General features: G+C 74.1%; 17 protein-coding genes. 7 read left to right on the forward strand and 10 right to left on the reverse strand.

The window, feature by feature from the left end; translation table 11 throughout:
- Positions 1-140: 140 nt before the first annotated feature.
- Both AB0I16_RS20650 and AB0I16_RS20655 read right to left on the reverse strand, forming a co-directional pair.
- Positions 141-524: a DUF3037 domain-containing protein gene (locus AB0I16_RS20650; RefSeq protein ID WP_363250888.1), complete on the reverse strand. Its 384-nt coding sequence runs from the start codon at positions 522-524 to the stop codon at positions 141-143.
- A complete protein-coding gene (locus AB0I16_RS20655) occupies positions 521-1,312 on the reverse strand; it encodes a HipA family kinase (protein ID WP_363250890.1) in 792 nt (263 codons plus the stop codon). The genes AB0I16_RS20650 and AB0I16_RS20655 overlap by 4 nt, the downstream gene beginning before the upstream one ends.
- 64 nt (positions 1,313-1,376) lie before the next feature.
- On the opposite strand from AB0I16_RS20655, the gene AB0I16_RS20660 reads away from it, so the two are divergent.
- Both AB0I16_RS20660 and AB0I16_RS20665 read left to right on the forward strand, forming a co-directional pair.
- Positions 1,377-3,578, forward strand: coding sequence for a prolyl oligopeptidase family serine peptidase (locus AB0I16_RS20660; RefSeq protein WP_363250891.1), 2,202 nt, complete (start codon positions 1,377-1,379; stop codon positions 3,576-3,578).
- A 32-nt stretch (positions 3,579-3,610) separates the two neighbouring features.
- Entirely contained in the window at positions 3,611-4,063 is a 453-nt protein-coding gene (locus AB0I16_RS20665) for a Rieske (2Fe-2S) protein (protein ID WP_363250892.1), read from the forward strand.
- A gap of 6 nt (positions 4,064-4,069) precedes the next feature.
- Here the strand turns inward: AB0I16_RS20665 and AB0I16_RS20670 are convergent, their stop codons facing one another.
- On the reverse strand, positions 4,070-4,711 hold the full coding sequence (locus AB0I16_RS20670) for a cysteine hydrolase (RefSeq protein WP_363250893.1): 642 nt from the start codon (positions 4,709-4,711) through the stop codon (positions 4,070-4,072).
- Positions 4,712-4,951: 240 nt separating this feature from the next.
- On the opposite strand from AB0I16_RS20670, the gene AB0I16_RS20675 reads away from it, so the two are divergent.
- Positions 4,952-5,419 carry a pyridoxamine 5'-phosphate oxidase family protein gene (locus AB0I16_RS20675; protein WP_363250894.1) on the forward strand — a complete coding sequence of 156 codons (468 nt, stop codon included), beginning with the start codon at positions 4,952-4,954 and terminating at the stop codon, positions 5,417-5,419.
- 221 nt (positions 5,420-5,640) lie between these two features.
- Here the strand turns inward: AB0I16_RS20675 and AB0I16_RS20680 are convergent, their stop codons facing one another.
- On the reverse strand, positions 5,641-6,543 hold the full coding sequence (locus tag AB0I16_RS20680; protein WP_363250895.1) for a LysR family transcriptional regulator: 903 nt from the start codon (positions 6,541-6,543) through the stop codon (positions 5,641-5,643).
- Positions 6,544-6,646: 103 nt separating this feature from the next.
- On the opposite strand from AB0I16_RS20680, the gene AB0I16_RS20685 reads away from it, so the two are divergent.
- Positions 6,647-7,747, forward strand: coding sequence for a DMT family transporter (locus AB0I16_RS20685; RefSeq protein ID WP_363250896.1), 1,101 nt, complete (start codon positions 6,647-6,649; stop codon positions 7,745-7,747).
- On the opposite strand, the gene AB0I16_RS20690 is transcribed toward AB0I16_RS20685, so the two are convergent.
- Positions 7,686-9,017: an aminotransferase class I/II-fold pyridoxal phosphate-dependent enzyme gene (locus AB0I16_RS20690; RefSeq protein ID WP_363250897.1), complete on the reverse strand. Its 1,332-nt coding sequence runs from the start codon at positions 9,015-9,017 to the stop codon at positions 7,686-7,688. The genes AB0I16_RS20685 and AB0I16_RS20690 overlap by 62 nt on opposite strands.
- A gap of 94 nt (positions 9,018-9,111) precedes the next feature.
- On the opposite strand from AB0I16_RS20690, the gene AB0I16_RS20695 reads away from it, so the two are divergent.
- On the forward strand, positions 9,112-9,828 hold the full coding sequence (locus AB0I16_RS20695) for a pyridoxamine 5'-phosphate oxidase family protein (protein ID WP_363250898.1): 717 nt from the start codon (positions 9,112-9,114) through the stop codon (positions 9,826-9,828).
- Positions 9,829-9,884: 56 nt separating this feature from the next.
- On the opposite strand, the gene AB0I16_RS20700 is transcribed toward AB0I16_RS20695, so the two are convergent.
- The 3 genes from AB0I16_RS20700 to AB0I16_RS20710 form a co-directional block, all read right to left on the reverse strand.
- Positions 9,885-10,850, reverse strand: a complete 966-nt coding sequence (locus tag AB0I16_RS20700; RefSeq protein WP_363250899.1) for a DMT family transporter — start codon at positions 10,848-10,850, stop codon at positions 9,885-9,887.
- Positions 10,851-11,004: 154 nt separating this feature from the next.
- Positions 11,005-12,024, reverse strand: coding sequence for an EamA family transporter (locus AB0I16_RS20705; protein WP_363250900.1), 1,020 nt, complete (start codon positions 12,022-12,024; stop codon positions 11,005-11,007).
- A 69-nt stretch (positions 12,025-12,093) separates the two neighbouring features.
- On the reverse strand, positions 12,094-12,669 hold the full coding sequence (locus tag AB0I16_RS20710; protein ID WP_363250901.1) for a Clp protease N-terminal domain-containing protein: 576 nt from the start codon (positions 12,667-12,669) through the stop codon (positions 12,094-12,096).
- Positions 12,670-12,865: 196 nt separating this feature from the next.
- Between AB0I16_RS20710 and AB0I16_RS20715 the strand changes: the two genes are divergently transcribed.
- Positions 12,866-13,054, forward strand: a complete 189-nt coding sequence (locus AB0I16_RS20715) for a hypothetical protein (protein WP_363250902.1) — start codon at positions 12,866-12,868, stop codon at positions 13,052-13,054.
- 110 nt (positions 13,055-13,164) lie between these two features.
- Here the strand turns inward: AB0I16_RS20715 and AB0I16_RS20720 are convergent, their stop codons facing one another.
- Both AB0I16_RS20720 and AB0I16_RS20725 read right to left on the reverse strand, forming a co-directional pair.
- Positions 13,165-13,962: a putative protein N(5)-glutamine methyltransferase gene (locus AB0I16_RS20720; RefSeq protein WP_363250903.1), complete on the reverse strand. Its 798-nt coding sequence runs from the start codon at positions 13,960-13,962 to the stop codon at positions 13,165-13,167.
- Positions 13,963-14,257: 295 nt separating this feature from the next.
- Positions 14,258-14,914 (reverse strand): PadR family transcriptional regulator, encoded by a 657-nt coding sequence (locus tag AB0I16_RS20725; RefSeq protein ID WP_363250904.1) that lies wholly within the window; start codon positions 14,912-14,914, stop codon positions 14,258-14,260.
- Between the two features lie 228 nt (positions 14,915-15,142).
- Between AB0I16_RS20725 and AB0I16_RS20730 the strand changes: the two genes are divergently transcribed.
- Complete coding sequence (locus AB0I16_RS20730) at positions 15,143-15,988, forward strand: PhzF family phenazine biosynthesis protein (protein WP_363250905.1); 846 nt, start codon at positions 15,143-15,145, stop codon at positions 15,986-15,988.
- The last annotated feature ends 9 nt before the right edge of the window (positions 15,989-15,997 follow it).

Raw genomic sequence — 15,997 nt, forward strand, 5'->3', positions numbered from 1 at the left:
TCCTCGCCCTTGGATACGGCTCTTGGGGTGCGGTCCACGGTACGCCCCGATGGTGAGCGACCGCTTAGTACCTTCGGCTGGACGAGACGCTAGAAGCCCTGGCACCGGGTGTCAACGGCCCACAGGTCCGCTGTGACGCGTTACCTCACCAGGAGGTCGAGGAGGCGGTCCGTCTCCGCCGCGGGATCGGCCGTGAGGCCCGTGTGCACCGGGCCCGGCTGCACCACCGTGGAGCGGGGCGCGATGAGCCAGCGGAAGCGCCGCCCCGCGTCGTCGCGCTCCGCCTGGCCCGCCGCCGCGCCGCCCTCGCAGATCCGCTCGACGGCGCCGAGGGCCGCCCTGATGCCGTCCACGTCGGCCGCGGGGTCGAGGGCGAGGAGCTTGGCCTCGTCCAGGTGGGTGCGGGCGGCCACGTAGGACTTCGCGCGGCAGTAGACCACCACGCCCGCGTTGAACCGCTCGCCGCGCTCCACGCGCGGGACCACCCGCACCAGCGCGTACTCGAAGACGTCCCGATCCGTCATGTGACGGCCCCCTTCGGCTGCGGCTCGCCGAGTGCGATCCGTTCGTGGATGGTCGCGGCGCGGGGCAGCAGGGCCGCCACGTACGCGTGGCGCACGTCGTCCGGTGTCGCGAAGCCCGGCTCGTCGGCCAGCCAGGCGTCGGGCACCTCGGCGGTCACCTCGGTGAGCAGCTCCTCGGTGACGAGCGGGGCCAGCTCCGCGGCGGCCGACGCCACGTCGGGCCCGAAGCCGCCGAGCACGTGGTCTCTGGCGTCGTACGGCTTGGCGGACGCCGTCGCGGCGGTGCGCCAGTTGTGGTGCCAGATCATGCTCGCCCCGTGGTCGATCAGCCACAGGTCGCCGTGCCACAGGAGCAGGTTGGGATTGCGCCAGGAGCGGTCCACGTTGTTGATCAGCGCGTCGAACCAGACGACGCGTCCCGCCTCCGCCGCGTCCACCTCGTGGGCGAGCGGGTCGAAGCCGAGCGCCCCGGAGAGGAAGTCCATGCCGAGGTTGAGGCCGCCGCTCGACTTCAGCAGCTCCTGCACCTGCTGATCCGGCTCGCCGAGGCCGATCACCGGGTCGAGCAGGATCTGGGTGAGCCGCGGCATCCGCAGCCCCAGACGGCGCGCGAGCCCACCGCAGATCACCTCGGCGACCAGCGTCTTGCGGCCCTGGCCGGCGCCGGTGAACTTCATGACGTACGTCGCGTACGCGCCATGGCCGTCGACGGCCTCGACGACGCCGGGGAGCGATCCGCCCTCGCGCAGGGGCGTGACATAGCGGACCGCGGTCACTTCGGTGAGCATCGCCCCAGATTACTGGCGCCCGGTACCTGTTCGATCACTCGCCCCGCTGCCTACAGTGCCGCTCATGGACACACCGGATCTTCCTCGGCAGTTCGCGCGCACGGGCCGCTTCACCCTGGGCGCGCCCCGGGGACTGACGCTCTCCGAGGACGGCCGGCGGCTGCTCTTCATCCGCTCCGGCGCGGGCGACGACCGAGTCGGCAGGTTGTGGCTGTACGAGGACGGGGCCGAGCGCCTGCTCGTCGATCCGTCGGCCACGGGCGCGGCGGGCCCGGTGCCCGAGGCGGAGCGCGTGCGCAGGGAGCGCGCCCGGGAGGCCGCACGAGGAGTGGTGTCCTTCGCGACCGACCGCCACGCGCGCGTGGTGGCCTTCACGCTCGGCGGCGCCCTCTGGGTGGTGGAGCCGGACGGCGGTGCTCCGCGCCGCGTCCGCACCGCGGGCCCGGTCGTCGACCCGCGCCCCTCACCGGACGGGACCCTGATCGCCTACGTCACCGGAGGCGCCCTGCGGGTCGTCGGAGCCGACGGCACGGGCGACCGGGCCCTGGCGGAACCCGAGGGCCCCGATGTCACGTACGGGCTCGCCGACCACGTGGCCGCCGAGTCGATGGACCGCCACCGGGGCTTCTGGTGGTCACCGGCGGGTGACGCGCTGCTCGTCGCGCGCGTGGACGCCTCCATGGTGCGGCGCTGGTGGCTCGCGGACCCTGCGAGGCCCGAGCTGCCGCCCCGCGCGGTCCGCTACCCGGCGGCGGGCACCGCCAACGCCGAGACGTCCCTGCACATCCTGCGCCTGGCCGGGACCCGCACCGAGGTGCGCACTCCGGAGCGGGCCGGTGAGCCGCACCCCGGCGGTACGTGGACGGACGACCGCTTCGACTACGTGCCGACGGCGGCCTGGGACGCCCACGGCCCCCTGGTCGGCCTCCAGACGCGCGACCAGCGTTCCGTGCACGTCCTGGCGGTCGACCCGGCCACGGGTGCCACACGGACCGTGGGCCGCCCGCACGACGAGGCGTGGGTGCCGCTGCTGCCCGGCGCGCCGCTGCGGACCCCGTCCGGCGCCCTGGTGCGGTACGCGGCGGTCGACGGGGACACCCGCGGCCTCGCCGTGGGAGAGGCGACGACGCCCGCGGGGCTACAGGTGCACGAAGTCCTCGGCGCGGTGGGCGAACGGGTGTTCTTCACCGCATCGCGGGAGCCCACGGAGGTCCACGTCTGGTCCTTCGACCACCGTCAGGACCAGGCCCGGGCCCAGGCCCAGGAGCAGGGCCTGGGTCTGGGCCTGGGCCAGAGCCGGACGGGAGCGGACTCCGTCACGCGGATCAGCGAGGGACCCGGCGTGCACACGGCCGTGCTCGGCGGCGACACCGTGGTCCTGGACAGCCGGACGCCCGAGGGGCAGACGGTGACCGTGCTGAGCGGCGGCGAGCCCGCGGGGCGGATCGGCGTGCTCTGCGAGGAGCCCGTCGTCGTACCCCGCCCCCGGCACCTGACGCTCGGCGAGCGGGAGCTGCGGGCGGCGCTGTACCTGCCGTCCTGGCACGAGCCCGGCACCGGAAAACTGCCGGTCCTGCTCTGCCCGTACGGGGGCCCGGGGCTGCGGCTGGTCGTGCGCACGCGCGCGTGGTGGACCGTCGTCGCCCAGTGGTTCGCCGAGCAGGGCTTCGCGGTCCTCATCACGGACGGGCGAGGCACCCCGGGGCGCGGCATCGCCTGGGAGCGGGCGGTGCACGGGGACCAGTTGACGCCGGTGCTCGACGACCAGGTGGACGCGCTGCACGCGGCGGCAGCGACCTGCCCCGACCTGGATCTCGACCGTGTCGGCATCCGTGGCTGGTCGTTCGGCGGCTACCTCGCGGCCGGTGCCGTACTGCACCGCCCCGACGTCTTCCACGCCGCGGTCGCGGGCGCGGCGCCCACCTCAATGGAGCTGTACGACACCCACTGGAAGGAGCGCTACCTGGGGCACCCCGACGTACGACCGGAGCAGTACGAGCGCTGCTCCCTCGTCGCCCATGCGCACCGGCTGACACGGCCGTTGATGCTGGTGCACGGCCTGGCGGACGACAACGTCTTCCCCGCGCACCTGCTGCGCTTCTCCTCGGCCCTGCTGGCGGCGGGCCGGCGGCACACCGTGCTGCCGCTGTCCGGCGCGAGCCACCTGGTGCGGGACGAGGAGGCGGCGAACCTGCTGCGGTGCGAACTCGACTTCCTGAAGACCTCCTTGTTCCCGGCTCTCCCGGCCACATCCGCGACGGTTTGAACACCTGGCCGCGCGGGGCCGTACCACCCGGCATGACGACTCATGAGGAACCCCTCTCCGGACCCTGCCGCCGCACCGTCGTGGCGACGATCGGCGCCGCGGGCCTCGCCGCCGCGCTCACCGCGTGCGGCGGCGGGGACGACGGCAAGGACACGGCCGAGCCCGCGGGGGCCAAGCCGGAGGGCGGCGGGGCCGGTGGGACCGTGCTGGCGAGCACGGCGGACATCCCGGTGGGCGGCGGCAAGATCTTCAAGGACGAGGGAGTGGTGGTCACCCAGCCCAGGAAGGGCGAGTTCAAGGCGTTCTCCAACCGCTGCACCCACAAGCAGTGCCCGGTGACGAGTGTGGCGGGCGGCACCATCAACTGCCCTTGTCACGGCAGCAAGTTCGACATCGCCGACGGCAGCGTCAAGCAGGACCCGGCGCCCCGGCCGCTGCCCGCGGCCGAGATCTCCGTGGACGGTGACTCGATCAGGCTTGCCTGACGGTCCTCACGCGTTCCACGCCCCCTTCCAGGCGTCGAGCACGTCCTCGGTGGTGGTGACGGTGGCGACGAGGGCGAGGGTGTTGCGGACGACCTGGGGGGTGTAGTCGGCGGGGACGCCCGCGATGGCGTCGGCGGGCACGACGGCGGTGTAGCCGAGGTTCACCGCGTCGAACACGGCGTTCGGGATCGCCACGTTCGCCGAGACCCCGGTGACCAGGAGGGTGCGGCAGCCGAGGTTGCGCAGCAGCGGGTCGACGTCGGTGCCCGCGAGCGGCGAGAGGCCGTGCAGGCGGCGTACGACCAGGTCCTCGTCGGTGACCTCGATCGGCGGCGCGATCCGTACGGCCGCCGTGCCCGAGAGCTGCCGCACGGGCAGCCGATCCGCGGCGCGGAAGAGCCGGGCGTTGCGGTTGGCGCCCCGCCCGTCGGGGCGCCGTTCGGCCACGGCGTGCAGGACCTGGACGCCGTGGCCGTGCGCGGCGGCCACCAGCCGCGCCACGTTGTCCAGCGCCCCCGACGCCCTGGCCTCCTCGGCGAGTTCGGGCAGGGCGCTCTCGGTGCCCACGACGCCCTGCTGGCACTCGACGGTCAGCAGGGCCGTGCTCGCCGGGTCGAGGATCTCGCTGAGCTGTCCGTACGACGGCATGGGTCCCCCTGGGGCGGTGGCCCGGGGCACCGGCACGGCCGTCGCGGGCCCGCGGCTCCCGGAATCCGCGTGAGGCTAACGGCCATTGCGTGACGAGGGAAGAGCCTCCATCATCCTTTCCTGACACCCCGTCAGGCGCGGTGAGCGGGGCACGTCAGGTACGCCGGGCACCAGCTTCGGGCGCGCAGCCCCGGGCCACCCGGCACCGGCACACCGCTACACGTCACCCTTGGAGGACGCATGGCCGCCACGCAGCGCAGGGGCCGCAGGATCATGATGACGCCGGAGGAGCGCGATGCGTTCCTCGCCGCGGAGCGCACCTGCCGCATGGCGACGGTATCGGCCGACGGCTCCCCGCACGTCAGCACGCTCTGGTTCGCCTGGGACGGCACGTCCCTGTGGCTGTACTCGATCACGCGCAGCAAGCGCTGGACCGACCTCCGCGCTGACCGGCGCGTCGCTGTCGTGGTGGACGCCGGCGAGGAGTACGGGGAGCTGCGCGGCGTCGAGCTGTCCGGAACCGTGGAGTTCGTCGGCGAGGTGCCGCGCACGGGTGAGCCCTGCCCCGAGCTGGCCGCCCCCGAGAAGCTGTTCGCGCGCAAGCTGTTCGGCATGGACGAGATGCCGCACGACGGCCGCCACGCGTGGCTCCGCCTCACGCCGGACGCGATCGCCTCCTGGGACTTCCGCAAGCTCGCGCAGCTCTAGCGCCGACATCCGGCGCCCGACATCCGGCACCCGGCGCCCGGCGCGCGACACCCGACATCCGGCGCCCGACATCCGACATCCGGCACCTGACATCCGGCGCCCGGCACCTGACATCCGGCACCTGACATCCGGCACCCGGCATCCGGCACCCGACATCCGGCGCCCGACACACAGTGCCCCTCGATCCCCGCGCGCCGCCCACCACGGAGGCTGAACCGGCCCTACCGAAGTCCCGCCCCCGCCACCCGCAGCGCCTCCGCCGCCGCTCTGATCGACGGGCGGCGGGCCGCGTCCGCCCGCCAGACCACGTACACATGGCGCCGCACCCGGTGCCGCACCGGGACCGTCCGCACTCCGGCCGGCATCGGGTCGCGGCCGAGCTGTGGGACCACGCAGACCCCGAGGCCCGCCGCGACCAGGGCGAGCTGCGTGTGGTGCTCCTCCGCGCGGTGCGCGATGCGCGGCTCGATGCCCTTGCCGCGCAGGGTGAACATCAGCCACTCGTGGCAGAACTCGCCCTCGGCCCAGGTGATCCACTCGTCGTCCGCCAGCTCCTCCAGATCGACCTCGGTCCGGTCGGCGAGCGGGTGCGCGGCGGGCATCGCGACGTCGGCGGGATCGTCGAGCAGGGGCGCCTTGGCCAGCCCGTCCGGTATGGGCAGCGGTTTGTTGTACCAGTCGAGGACGACCGCCATGTCGATGTCACCGCGCACCACGGCGGCGACCGCGGTCGCCGGCTCCATCTCGTGGCAGCTCACCCGCAGCCCCGGGTGCTCGGCGCGCAGCGCGGTGAGCGTGGCGGGCAGCAGGCCGCGCATGGCCGTCGGGAACGCGGACATCCGCAGCTCGCCGACCGCCTTGCCGCGCTGCTCCTCCAGGTCGGCCTGGGCGAGCTCGACCTGCGAGAGGATGCGCGCGGCGTGCTCGGCGAGCAGCTGCCCCGCGTCGGTGAGCCGCACCCCGCGGCCGTTCTTGGCGAGGAGCCGCTGGCCCACCTCGCGCTCCAGCTTGGTCATCTGCTGCGAGACGGCGGACGTCGTGACGTGCAGCCCGGCGGCCGCGCCGCTGACCGAGCCGTGCCGCGCGAGGGCGTCCAGCGTGCGCAACCGCTCCAGATTCAGCATCGGCTCCCCCAGTCACCCGACAGGACATGTAAGCGATGCTACGCGATGCCCCGCAAAAAATCTCGCTTGCGCTACGAGATTGTCGGGGCGCATCGTGGAGCGCATGAGCGACCCGACCGAGCACGCGGTGACGGCCACCGCGCCCACACCGCCCGCCACGTCCCCCGGCCCCGGCACGGCCACGCCCCGGCGGCCCGCCGTCGACTGGCGCATCCGGTTCGGCGTCCTCTCGCTGATCTGGGGCTTCAGCTTCTTGCTGATCAAGGTGGGCACGGAGGCGTACGCGCCCTTCCAGGTCACCCTGGGCCGGCTCGTGTTCGGTACCGCCGTCGTGGCCGCCGTGCTCGTCGTCAAGCGGGAGCGGCTGCCGCGCGGCACGCGCACGTGGCTGCATCTGGCGGTGGCGGCCCTGCTGCTCAACGCCGTGCCGTTCTCGCTCTTCGCGTACGCGGAGCTGACCGTTCCGTCGACGCTCGCCGGCATCTGCAACGCGACGTCACCGCTCTGGGGCATGGCCCTGTCGCTCGTCGCGCTCTCGGAGGACCGGCCGACCCGGCGCCGCGTCGCGGGCCTCGGCATCGGCTTCTTCGGGGTGCTCACGGTGCTCGGCGCCTGGCAGGGCTTCAGCGGCCTCGACCTCACCGGCACCGCGATGGCACTGCTCGCCTCGCTCAGCTACCCGATCGGCTGGATCTACGTACGCCGCACGCTGGCCGGTTCGGGCCACTCGAACCTCTCCCTGTCCGGCGCGCAACTGCTCGTCGCGACCGCGGAACTCGCCGTGGTGACCCCCCTGTTCACCGATGTCCCCACGCACTTCCCCGTCGTGCCGCTCCTCGCGGTCGTGGCGCTCGGCGCCCTCGGCACGGGACTCGCCTTCCAGTTGCAGTACGCCCTGGTCGCCGAGGTCGGTCCGACCACCGCCCAGATGGTCACCTACTTCATCCCGGTCATCGCCACCGCCGCAGGCGTCACGCTGCTCGGTGAGTCCCTCAGCTGGTCCACCCCGGTCGGCGCGGTGATCGTCCTCGCGGGGGCCGCGCTCACCCAGTCGAGGCCACGCGCGCGTGGCGCCACCCGCCGGCCGGAGCGGGCACCGCGCGAGGACGTCGGCCGCAGCAGGCGCGCGGAAGCGGGACCGCTCAGTCGTAGCGCCGCGCCGGAGCGGGCCCCAGGGCCGAGGCCACCGCGTCCGCCACGGTGACGATCTCCTCGTCGGTGAGGGCGGCGATGGTGATCCGCATGCCGGGCGGCGCGGCCAGCCGGTAGCGCGCGCCGGGGGCGACGCCCCATCCGGCGTGCAGCAGCCGCGCCACCACGCCCGTCTCGTCCGGGACGGGCACCCATACGTTCATGCCGCTGCGCCCGTGCGCGGGCACGCCGCGGTCGGCGAGCGCCGCGATGAGCGCGTCGCGCCGCCGCCCGTAGGAAGCCGCCACCTCGCGCGCGTCCACCGCGTCACCGGCCCAGAGCCGCAGGACGGCGCGTTGCAGGAGCATGCTCACCCAGCCGGGTCCGAGCCGCTGGCGGCCCTGCACCCGGTCGACGGTGACGGGGTCCCCGGTGAGCACGGCGAGCCGCAGGTCGGGGCCGTACGCCTTGGCGGTCGAGCGGACCAGGGCCCAGTGGCGCGATGCTCCGGCCAGCGGGTGGAGCGGCAGGTCGACGATGCCGTGGCCGTGGTCGTCCTCGATCAGCAGGGCGTCCGGGTGCGCGGCGAGCACGTCGCGCAGGGCACGCGCGCGTGCGGCGCCGACGGCGGCGCCGGTGGGGTTCTGGGCGCGGGCCGTCACGATGAGGGCGCGGGCACCGCCGGACAGCGCCCGTTCGACGTCGGCGGGGCGTGGCCCCTCGTCGTCCACGCCGACGGGGACCGTGCGCAGCCCGAGCGCCGGGACGAGGTCGAGCACGCTGCCCCAGCCCGGGTCCTCGACGGCCACCGCGTCGCCGGGCCTGAGGTGCGCGGCGAGCACCCGCTCGATGGCGTCGAGCGCCCCGGAGGTGACGGCGACGGGTCCGGCGGGAACGCCCTCGGCGTCGAAGGCCGCGCGCACGTACCGCGCGAGCCCCGGGTCGACCGCGTCCTCTCCGTAGAGGACCGGTTTCGCGTCGCCCTCCGCCGCGGCCAGCGCGAACGCCTCGGCGAGCGGCGGCAGCAGCCGCGGATCGGGATTGCCCTGGGAGACGTCCCGCACGCCCGGCGGCACGTCCACCCGCATCCGGTCGCGCGCGGTCGTGGCGGGCTTCGGCCTCACGCGGCTGCCGCGCCGCCCGGCCGTCTCGATGACTCCGCGCTCGCGCAGGGTGCGGTAGGCGGCGGCGACGGTGTTGGCATTGACCCCGAGGCGCGCCGCCAACTCCCGCATGGGGGGCAGCAGTTGACCCGGCTCCAGGCCGCCGTCACCCACGGCCCGCTCCACACTGGCCGCGATATCGGCTGCACGCCGGCCTTCGATCCGATACTCTCCTAGCACAAAAACGAGTATGCACTAGTGCAATATGAACGGCAAACCGGAGCGCCCGGGAGGCGCGCCGTCAGCCGGACACAGGCTCAGTACAGGAGAGGCCATGCAGACGACGCGCACCACCACCGACACGGACACGGACACGCCGGAGAGCGCCGCCTACGCACCGACCGACCGCACCGTCCCCACCCGCTCCCGGGAGCGCGCCTCGTACGACCGCGAGACGGTGCACGCGATACTCGACGAGGCCTACGTCTGCCACCTCGGCTTCGTGCGCGACGGCGCCCCCGTCGTCCTGCCGACGCTCTTCGGCCGGGTGGGCGAACGCCTCTACGTGCACGGCTCGACCGGTTCCCGGCCGCTGCGCATGGCGGGCGACGCGGGGGCGGCCGGGAAGGACCCGGGGCTTCAGGTGTGTCTGACCGTCACCCACGTCGACGGTCTCGTCCTGGCCCGCTCCGCCTTCCACCACTCGATCAACTACCGCTCCGCCGTGATCCACGGCACCGCCCACCAGGTCACGGACCCCGAGGAGAAGCGAGCCGCCCTCGACGCGCTCGTCGACCACGTCGTGCCGGGGCGGGCCGCCGACTCCCGCCCCGCCAACGCCAAGGAGCTCGCCGCGACAGCCGTGCTCCGCCTCGACCTGAACGAGGTGTCGGCGAAGGCCCGCACCGGAGGCCCCAACGACGAACCGGAGGACATGGGCCTCCCGCACTGGGCGGGCGTGCTCCCGCTGCGCGGTGGCTACGACGCGCCGATCCCCTCCGCCGACCTCGCCGAGGGCGTGACGGCGCCGGACTACCTGCCCGGCCTGTGACCCTCCGCCGCGAGCCCTGAAGGGGGTGGCCGCCCCACCGCGGGGCGGCCACCCCCTCAGACCGTCACGGCGGCCCGTCGCGCCGCCACCGCTCCCCGCGCCTCCGCGACCGCGAGGCCCGTCACCGCGGCCAGCATCAGCACCGTGCCCGCCACGGTCGCCGCCGTCAGCGCCTCGCCGAGCAGGGCGACCGCGATGACCGCGGCGCTGACCGGCTCCAGGAGCATGATCACGGAGACGGTCGCGGACCGTACGACGGCCGCCCCCGCGAAGTAGAGCGCGTACGCGACGGCCGTCGGCACGGCGGCGATGTACAGCAGGTACACGCCCACGCGCGCGGGGTCGGCGGTGTGCGGCACCAGGCCCTCGGCCGCGGCCCCCGGCAGCAGGCAGAGCGCGACGACCGCGAACGCCCAGACCGTCGTGCCGGAGGAGTCGGCACCGCCGTCCCGCCCCCACCACCGCGTCACCAGCGTCATGGCGGCGTACGCGGCGGCCGACACGAGACCCCAGACCACGCCCAGCGGTCGCACGGTCGCGCCGCCGCCCCCGAGGACGAGCACCACGAGCCCGGCGAGGGCCCCGAGGACGGCGCAGGCTCCGCCGCGCCCCAGCCGCTCCCCCATGGCGAGCCGCGCCCCGAGGGCGATGAGGACAGGGCCCGAGCCCATGGTGACGACGGTGCCGACCGCGAGACCGGTCGTCTCCACCGCCGCGAAGTAGGCGGTCTGGAACACCGCGAGGGCCACACCCGTGACGGCGATCCGGCGGGCCCTGCGGCCCAGCGGCTCACGGGCCGCCCCCGCCACGTACGGCTTCTCGCGGTTCGGCCGTACCGCGCGGGCGGCGAGCAGCAGGACGAACCCGCCCGCGCACCGCCAGAAGGAGAGGCCGACCGGCCCCATGTCACTGGCCCGGAACACGAGCGCGGCGGCGGCACCGGCCGTGCCCCAGGCGACTCCGGCGACGATCAGATAGATGAGGCCTCGCCCGACGGGCAGACCGAGGACAGCGTTCGACACGTGAATGTTCTCCGCAGCAGAGGAGGGACAGATCGGCTCCGTCTGCGGGCAGCACCGCTCGGCCCGGCCACCGGCCGGGCGTGATCCGTGGGGCGTCCCGCGCTAAGCGGCGGGAGGCGGAAGGACGAGCGCGCGTGCGTGCATGATCCGCACCCTAGGCCGCGCCGCCACTGCGCGCCAACTCCGTTTCGGGTGACGGAACGGCATCCTTGCCCGCCGGCCCGCCCGGTGTCGCCGACTGCGCGATGAACGCGCCGACCAGGACGACGGCACCGCCCACGATCTGCGGCGCCGAGAGGTGCTCGCCGAGGACGACCCAGGCGAGGGCGGTCGCGATGACGGCTTCGAGGCAGGCCACGACACCGGCCACCTGCGGGGAGAGCCGACGCACCGCCAGCACCCCGGTGACGTAGGCGACGACGGTCGCGAGGAGCACGATCCAGCCGAGCAGCACCCAGGCCGGGACGGCCGAACCGTCCAGGTCCGCGCTGCCCGCCAGCACCTGCCAGTCCATGCCCCACGGCCGCGCGACGACGGTCAGCACTGCGGTGCCGACGAGCAGTCCGTACGCGATGACGCCGAGGGGGTGGGGGGCGTCGTCGCCCGCGTCGCTGCCCTGGTCGGACAGGACGAAGTAGCCGACCTGGCAGCAGGCGGCGCACAGCGCGAGCACGAGTCCCACGGCGTCGAAGCCGAGCCCCGCCCACACCTCGACGACGCAGGCGAGTCCCCCCACCGCGAGCACGACGCCGAACGCCGCCGCCCGCGTCACGGGCTTGCGCTGCACGAAGCGCACCCAGCCGAGGACCAGCGCGGGCGCGAGGTACTCGATCAGGAGGGCGACCCCGACGGGGATACGGGAGAGCGCGGCGAAGTAGCAGGCCTGGACGCCCGCGACGGCGAGGAGACCGAACCCGGCGAGCAGCGCGGGCCTGTCCCGCACCAGCGAGCGATGGCGCCACGCGACGGGCAGCATCACCAGGGCGGCGCCCGCCACCCGCAGCCACACCACGTGGAGGGGGTCGAGCCCCGCCTCGATCAGCGGCTTGGCCGCGACACCGGAGCCGCCGAAGGCGACCGCGGAGAGCAGGGCGAGTCCGAGGCCGAAGCCCCGCCCCTGGCTCCCGTGGCCCGTCGGGCTCCCCTGGCTCCCCTGAGACGCTTGCACCGGCACATCATGACAGGCGGCGTCATGAGCGTCATCCCCGATGACCCCTGTCTCAATCGGCGGACGTCCCGCGCCTCACGTCCGTGCCGAGCCGGTTCCCCCCAGGTAGCCGTGGTCACCGGACGCGTACTGCCGGCAGCCCGCCTCGACGCGCCGCAGCAGGACCTCGACGTCGACGCCGGCCCGCCCGAAGACCTCGACCGCGCGGCTCTCGGCGTCGGCCACCAGGCCGGCCAGGAGATCCATGCCGAGCGCCCGCGTGTCGCCGCGCCGTTCGGCCCGCTCAAGGGCCACCTCCATCGCGAGGACGGCCGTCGGCGACCAGCCGGTCTCCTTGGCCGACGGCACCACGGGCACGGCCCCTGAGTCCTCGACGGTGCCCTGCCACTGGAGGCCGTAGCCGATGCTGCGCTGGACGAGGTAGCCGAGGAGGCGCACGACCTGGGCCCCGTCGGCGAAGACCGCGCGCACCTCGGGGTCGGACTCCAGGAGGGAGTGCAGCAGGTGGGCGGTGTCTATCTGCCGGTCCCCGTCGCGTACCGCCCGGCGGCGCGCGCCCGCCACCACGGAGGCCAGCTCGGCGCTGAGGCGGGACTCGGGTTCTGCGGGGATCAGGTCGGGTTCGGCCCCCGGCGGGGTACGGCTTTGCACGTCTCCCACCACATCAAGCGCGAGCGGCATATGCATCGGCGGCGGGAAGCATCTTCGCGTCCGACACAGGTTGGGCATGGGTGCGACGGTTGTCCTCCTTACGGATGAGATCCGGCGGATACGTCCGGGGCGGCGCGCGCCGCCTTGCCCCGCGCCCGTGGGGCAACCATGGTGCGTCGCCGCACGTCTGAAAGACATGGAGAGCAGGTGCTGGATGGTCGCCCTGCCGGCGATCGACGGCAGGCAGTACGTGTACCGGGTGTACGCCCCCGACGACGCGCTGCCCGCCGACCTGTTCTGGGACGCCTGGCACTGCCATGACGAGAGCCCTCTCCCGAGGGCCTCGGACCTCTTCGACGCGGCGGTCATACGCCGCGTCGGCTGACGGTACGAGGCCGCCTGGCCCGCACGGAATCACGCGGGCCCGCCCCGGATCACCGGTCCCGTACCGGTCCCCCGGGCCCGCACGGCATCACCCGGCCCCGTACGGCATCCTCACTCGGCCCGCGTGCCGACCACGACCGTCGCGTACAGTTCCTCGTCCTCGACGACCGACGCCGTCAGGCCCGCCCGCTCGACGGCGTCCACGGCCGCGGGCACCTGCGCCTCGCTGGTCTCGAACAGCAGGTGCCCGCCGGGCGCCAGCCAGCGCGGTGCCCGCTCGGTCACCCGGCGCAGCACGTCGAGCCCGTCGCCGCCGCCGTCGAGCGCCACCCGCGCCTCGTGCTCGCGCGCCTCGGCGGGCAGCAGGCCGACCTCGGCGGTCGGGACGTAGGGGACGTTGGCCAGCAGGATGGCGACGCGGCCCCGCAGTTCGCCGGGCAGCGGTGCGTAGAGGTCGCCCTCGTGGACCCGGCCGCCCGCGGCGACGAGATTGCGGCGGGCGCAGCGGACGGCGGCCGGGTCGATGTCGGCGGCGTGCAGTTCGACCCGGTCGAGGCGCGCGGCGAGGGCGGCACCGAGCGCGCCCGACCCGCAGCACAGATCGACGACGACGGCTTCGCGCCCCGCGAGGGCGACCGCCCGGTCGACGAGGAACTCGGTGCGGCGGCGCGGCACGAAGACCCCCGGGTCCACGATGATCCGCAGACCGTGGAACTCGGCCCAGCCGAGGACGTGTTCGAGGGGCAGTCCACCGGCCCTGCGCCGCACCATGGCGGAGGCCTCGTCCAGGGAACGCGCGGTGGACAGCAGGAGTTCCGCCTCGTCCTCGGCGAAGACACAGCCCGCCGCGCGCAGCGCGGTGACGACGGATGCGAACTGGGCGGGGGTGAAAGAAGAAGTGACCGTCATGCGAAGAAAACCTTCCGGGATCCCGATGGGGCTCCCTCGGGTCACCTACGCGTGGTGAACCGCGCGGTCGCGAGAAGGGAGCGCCCGACCTGCTGCTGCGGTAATGGGTCTCACCTCCGTCGGTCGCCGCCTGCGTCCGCCGCAGGGCACCGGAACAGTACCGCACCCGCCGGAGGACCGGACACCGGCCGCGCGGGGCCCAACGCCCGTGGGCGCGCCCGGTCACGTGACGAGGCGCCCCGCACTGCCTGTGCGGGGCGCCTCGTCTGCGGGGAGGGCTCTCGGCCCGCACCCGTCAGTCCTCATCGGCGAGGATCAGGTACAGCTTCTTGCGGGCGTCGTTGATGACCGTGACGGCCTTGTCTCGCTGCTCCTTGCTGCCGGTCTTCCAGACCTGGCCGAAGGCCTCCATCAGGCCCGTCCCTGCCTGGCGGATCTCGTGCAGCGTCTCCCAGTCGACGCCGCGCCCCGCCTCTTCCCAGGGCGCGTCGGGACCCTCGCCGGCCGTCTCGCGGCCGGCCTCGGTGAGCGAGAAGAGCTTCTTGCCGCCCTCGCTCGCGCTGCTGATCAGGCCCTCGTCCTCCAGGAGCTGGAGGGTCGGGTAGACCGAACCGGGGCTGGGCTTCCACGCCCCGCCGCTGCGCTCGGCGATCTCCTGGATCATTTCGTAGCCGTGCATGGGACGGTCCTTCAGCAGGGCCAGGATCGACGCGCGTACGTCGCCGCGCCGTGCCCTGCCGCGCCCGCCCCGCCCGCCGGGACCGCCGCCCCAGGGGCCGCCGGGGCCACCGAAGCCGGGCCCGAAGGGGCCGAAGGCGCCGCGCCGCGACTCGAAGTCGCCGAAGCCGCCGAAGCCGCTGAAGCCGCCGCCTTCGCGGCCGAAGCCCTCGCGGCCCTGGCGGCCGCCTCGGCGACCGCGACCGTGCTCGTGTTCGAAACCGTGGGAACGCATGACGATCACTCCTTGTACGTCTATGGGTCTTCTGATCGTCGATCATCAACGCACGATCGTCGATCAGTCGCGTGTCGTTCGCGATGCTTCAACGATATATCGTAACAGCTCGCCGAACAAGCCTTCAGCGGGGCGCGTCAAGTCCCCCGCCAAAAGGGTCCACCAAAAGGTCCACTGATACGCGATTGGCCTTACCGGCCCGCTCCGCCACGCCCTACCGTCGTCGGTATGCCGACTCCTCAGCCGACTCCTCAGCCGACGTCTCACCGCATCCGCGTCGTGGACGCCTTCACCGACCGCCCCTTCACCGGCAACCCGGCCGGTGTCCTGCTGCTCGACGCCTTTCCCGACCATGCCTGGCTACAGGCCGTGGCCATGGAGGTCAACCACGCGGAGACCGCCTTCGCCCACCCCCTGCCCGCGGACGGCGACGCCGACTGGGCCCTGCGCTGGTTCACGCCCACGACCGAGGTGGACCTCTGCGGCCACGCCACTTTGGCCACGGCCCATGTCCTGCACAGCACCGGCACCGCCTCAGGGCCGGTCCGCTTCGCCACCCGCAGCGGCGTCCTCACCGCCGTCGCCCACGCCGACGGCAGCCTCACCCTCGACTTCCCGACCGCACCGCTCACCGCGACCGGCATCCCCGACGGCATCGCCGAGGCCCTGGGCGCCGAGCCGCTGTGCGCGTACGACACCGGTCCACGCTGCGGCGACCTGCTCGTCGAGCTCGCCGACGAGAAGACGGTCAGGGCACTCACCCCCGACCACAAGGCCCTCGTACGCCACTCAGGGCGCGGCATCATCGCCACGGCACTCGCCGAGGACCCCGCCCGCGGCTACGACTACGTCTCGCGGGGCTTCTTCCCCCGCGTCGGCATCGACGAGGACCCGGTGACGGGCAGCGCGCACACCGCCCTCGCCCCCTTCTGGTCCGAGCGCCTGGGCCGCGCGGAGCTGACGGGCCTGCAGGCATCGGCCCGCACCGGACTGGTCCGCACCGGACTGCGGAGCGAGCGCACCCTCCTGACGGGCCGCGCCGTCACGGTCATCGAGGGCGACCTCCTGGCCTGAGCCGCACGG

Origin of the sequence: Streptomyces sp. NPDC050703 (assembly GCF_040654435.1) — a bacterium.
In the GTDB taxonomy this organism is placed as follows: domain Bacteria; phylum Actinomycetota; class Actinomycetes; order Streptomycetales; family Streptomycetaceae; genus Streptomyces.

Excerpts from the sequence above, each read along its gene's own strand:
- AB0I16_RS20650 (WP_363250888.1), bottom strand. The coding sequence starts at position 524 with ATGACGGATCGGGACGTCTTCGAGTACGCGCTGGTGCGGGTGGTCCCG.
- AB0I16_RS20655 (WP_363250890.1), bottom strand. The coding sequence starts at position 1,312 with ATGCTCACCGAAGTGACCGCGGTCCGCTATGTCACGCCCCTGCGCGAG.
- AB0I16_RS20660 (WP_363250891.1), top strand. The coding sequence starts at position 1,377 with ATGGACACACCGGATCTTCCTCGGCAGTTCGCGCGCACGGGCCGCTTC.
- AB0I16_RS20665 (WP_363250892.1), top strand. The coding sequence starts at position 3,611 with ATGACGACTCATGAGGAACCCCTCTCCGGACCCTGCCGCCGCACCGTC.
- AB0I16_RS20670 (WP_363250893.1), bottom strand. The coding sequence starts at position 4,711 with ATGCCGTCGTACGGACAGCTCAGCGAGATCCTCGACCCGGCGAGCACG.
- AB0I16_RS20675 (WP_363250894.1), top strand. The coding sequence starts at position 4,952 with ATGGCCGCCACGCAGCGCAGGGGCCGCAGGATCATGATGACGCCGGAG.
- AB0I16_RS20680 (WP_363250895.1), bottom strand. The coding sequence starts at position 6,543 with ATGCTGAATCTGGAGCGGTTGCGCACGCTGGACGCCCTCGCGCGGCAC.
- AB0I16_RS20685 (WP_363250896.1), top strand. The coding sequence starts at position 6,647 with ATGAGCGACCCGACCGAGCACGCGGTGACGGCCACCGCGCCCACACCG.
- AB0I16_RS20695 (WP_363250898.1), top strand. The coding sequence starts at position 9,112 with ATGCAGACGACGCGCACCACCACCGACACGGACACGGACACGCCGGAG.
- AB0I16_RS20715 (WP_363250902.1), top strand. The coding sequence starts at position 12,866 with ATGGAGAGCAGGTGCTGGATGGTCGCCCTGCCGGCGATCGACGGCAGG.
- AB0I16_RS20720 (WP_363250903.1), bottom strand. The coding sequence starts at position 13,962 with ATGACGGTCACTTCTTCTTTCACCCCCGCCCAGTTCGCATCCGTCGTC.
- AB0I16_RS20725 (WP_363250904.1), bottom strand. The coding sequence starts at position 14,914 with ATGCGTTCCCACGGTTTCGAACACGAGCACGGTCGCGGTCGCCGAGGC.
- AB0I16_RS20730 (WP_363250905.1), top strand. The coding sequence starts at position 15,143 with ATGCCGACTCCTCAGCCGACTCCTCAGCCGACGTCTCACCGCATCCGC.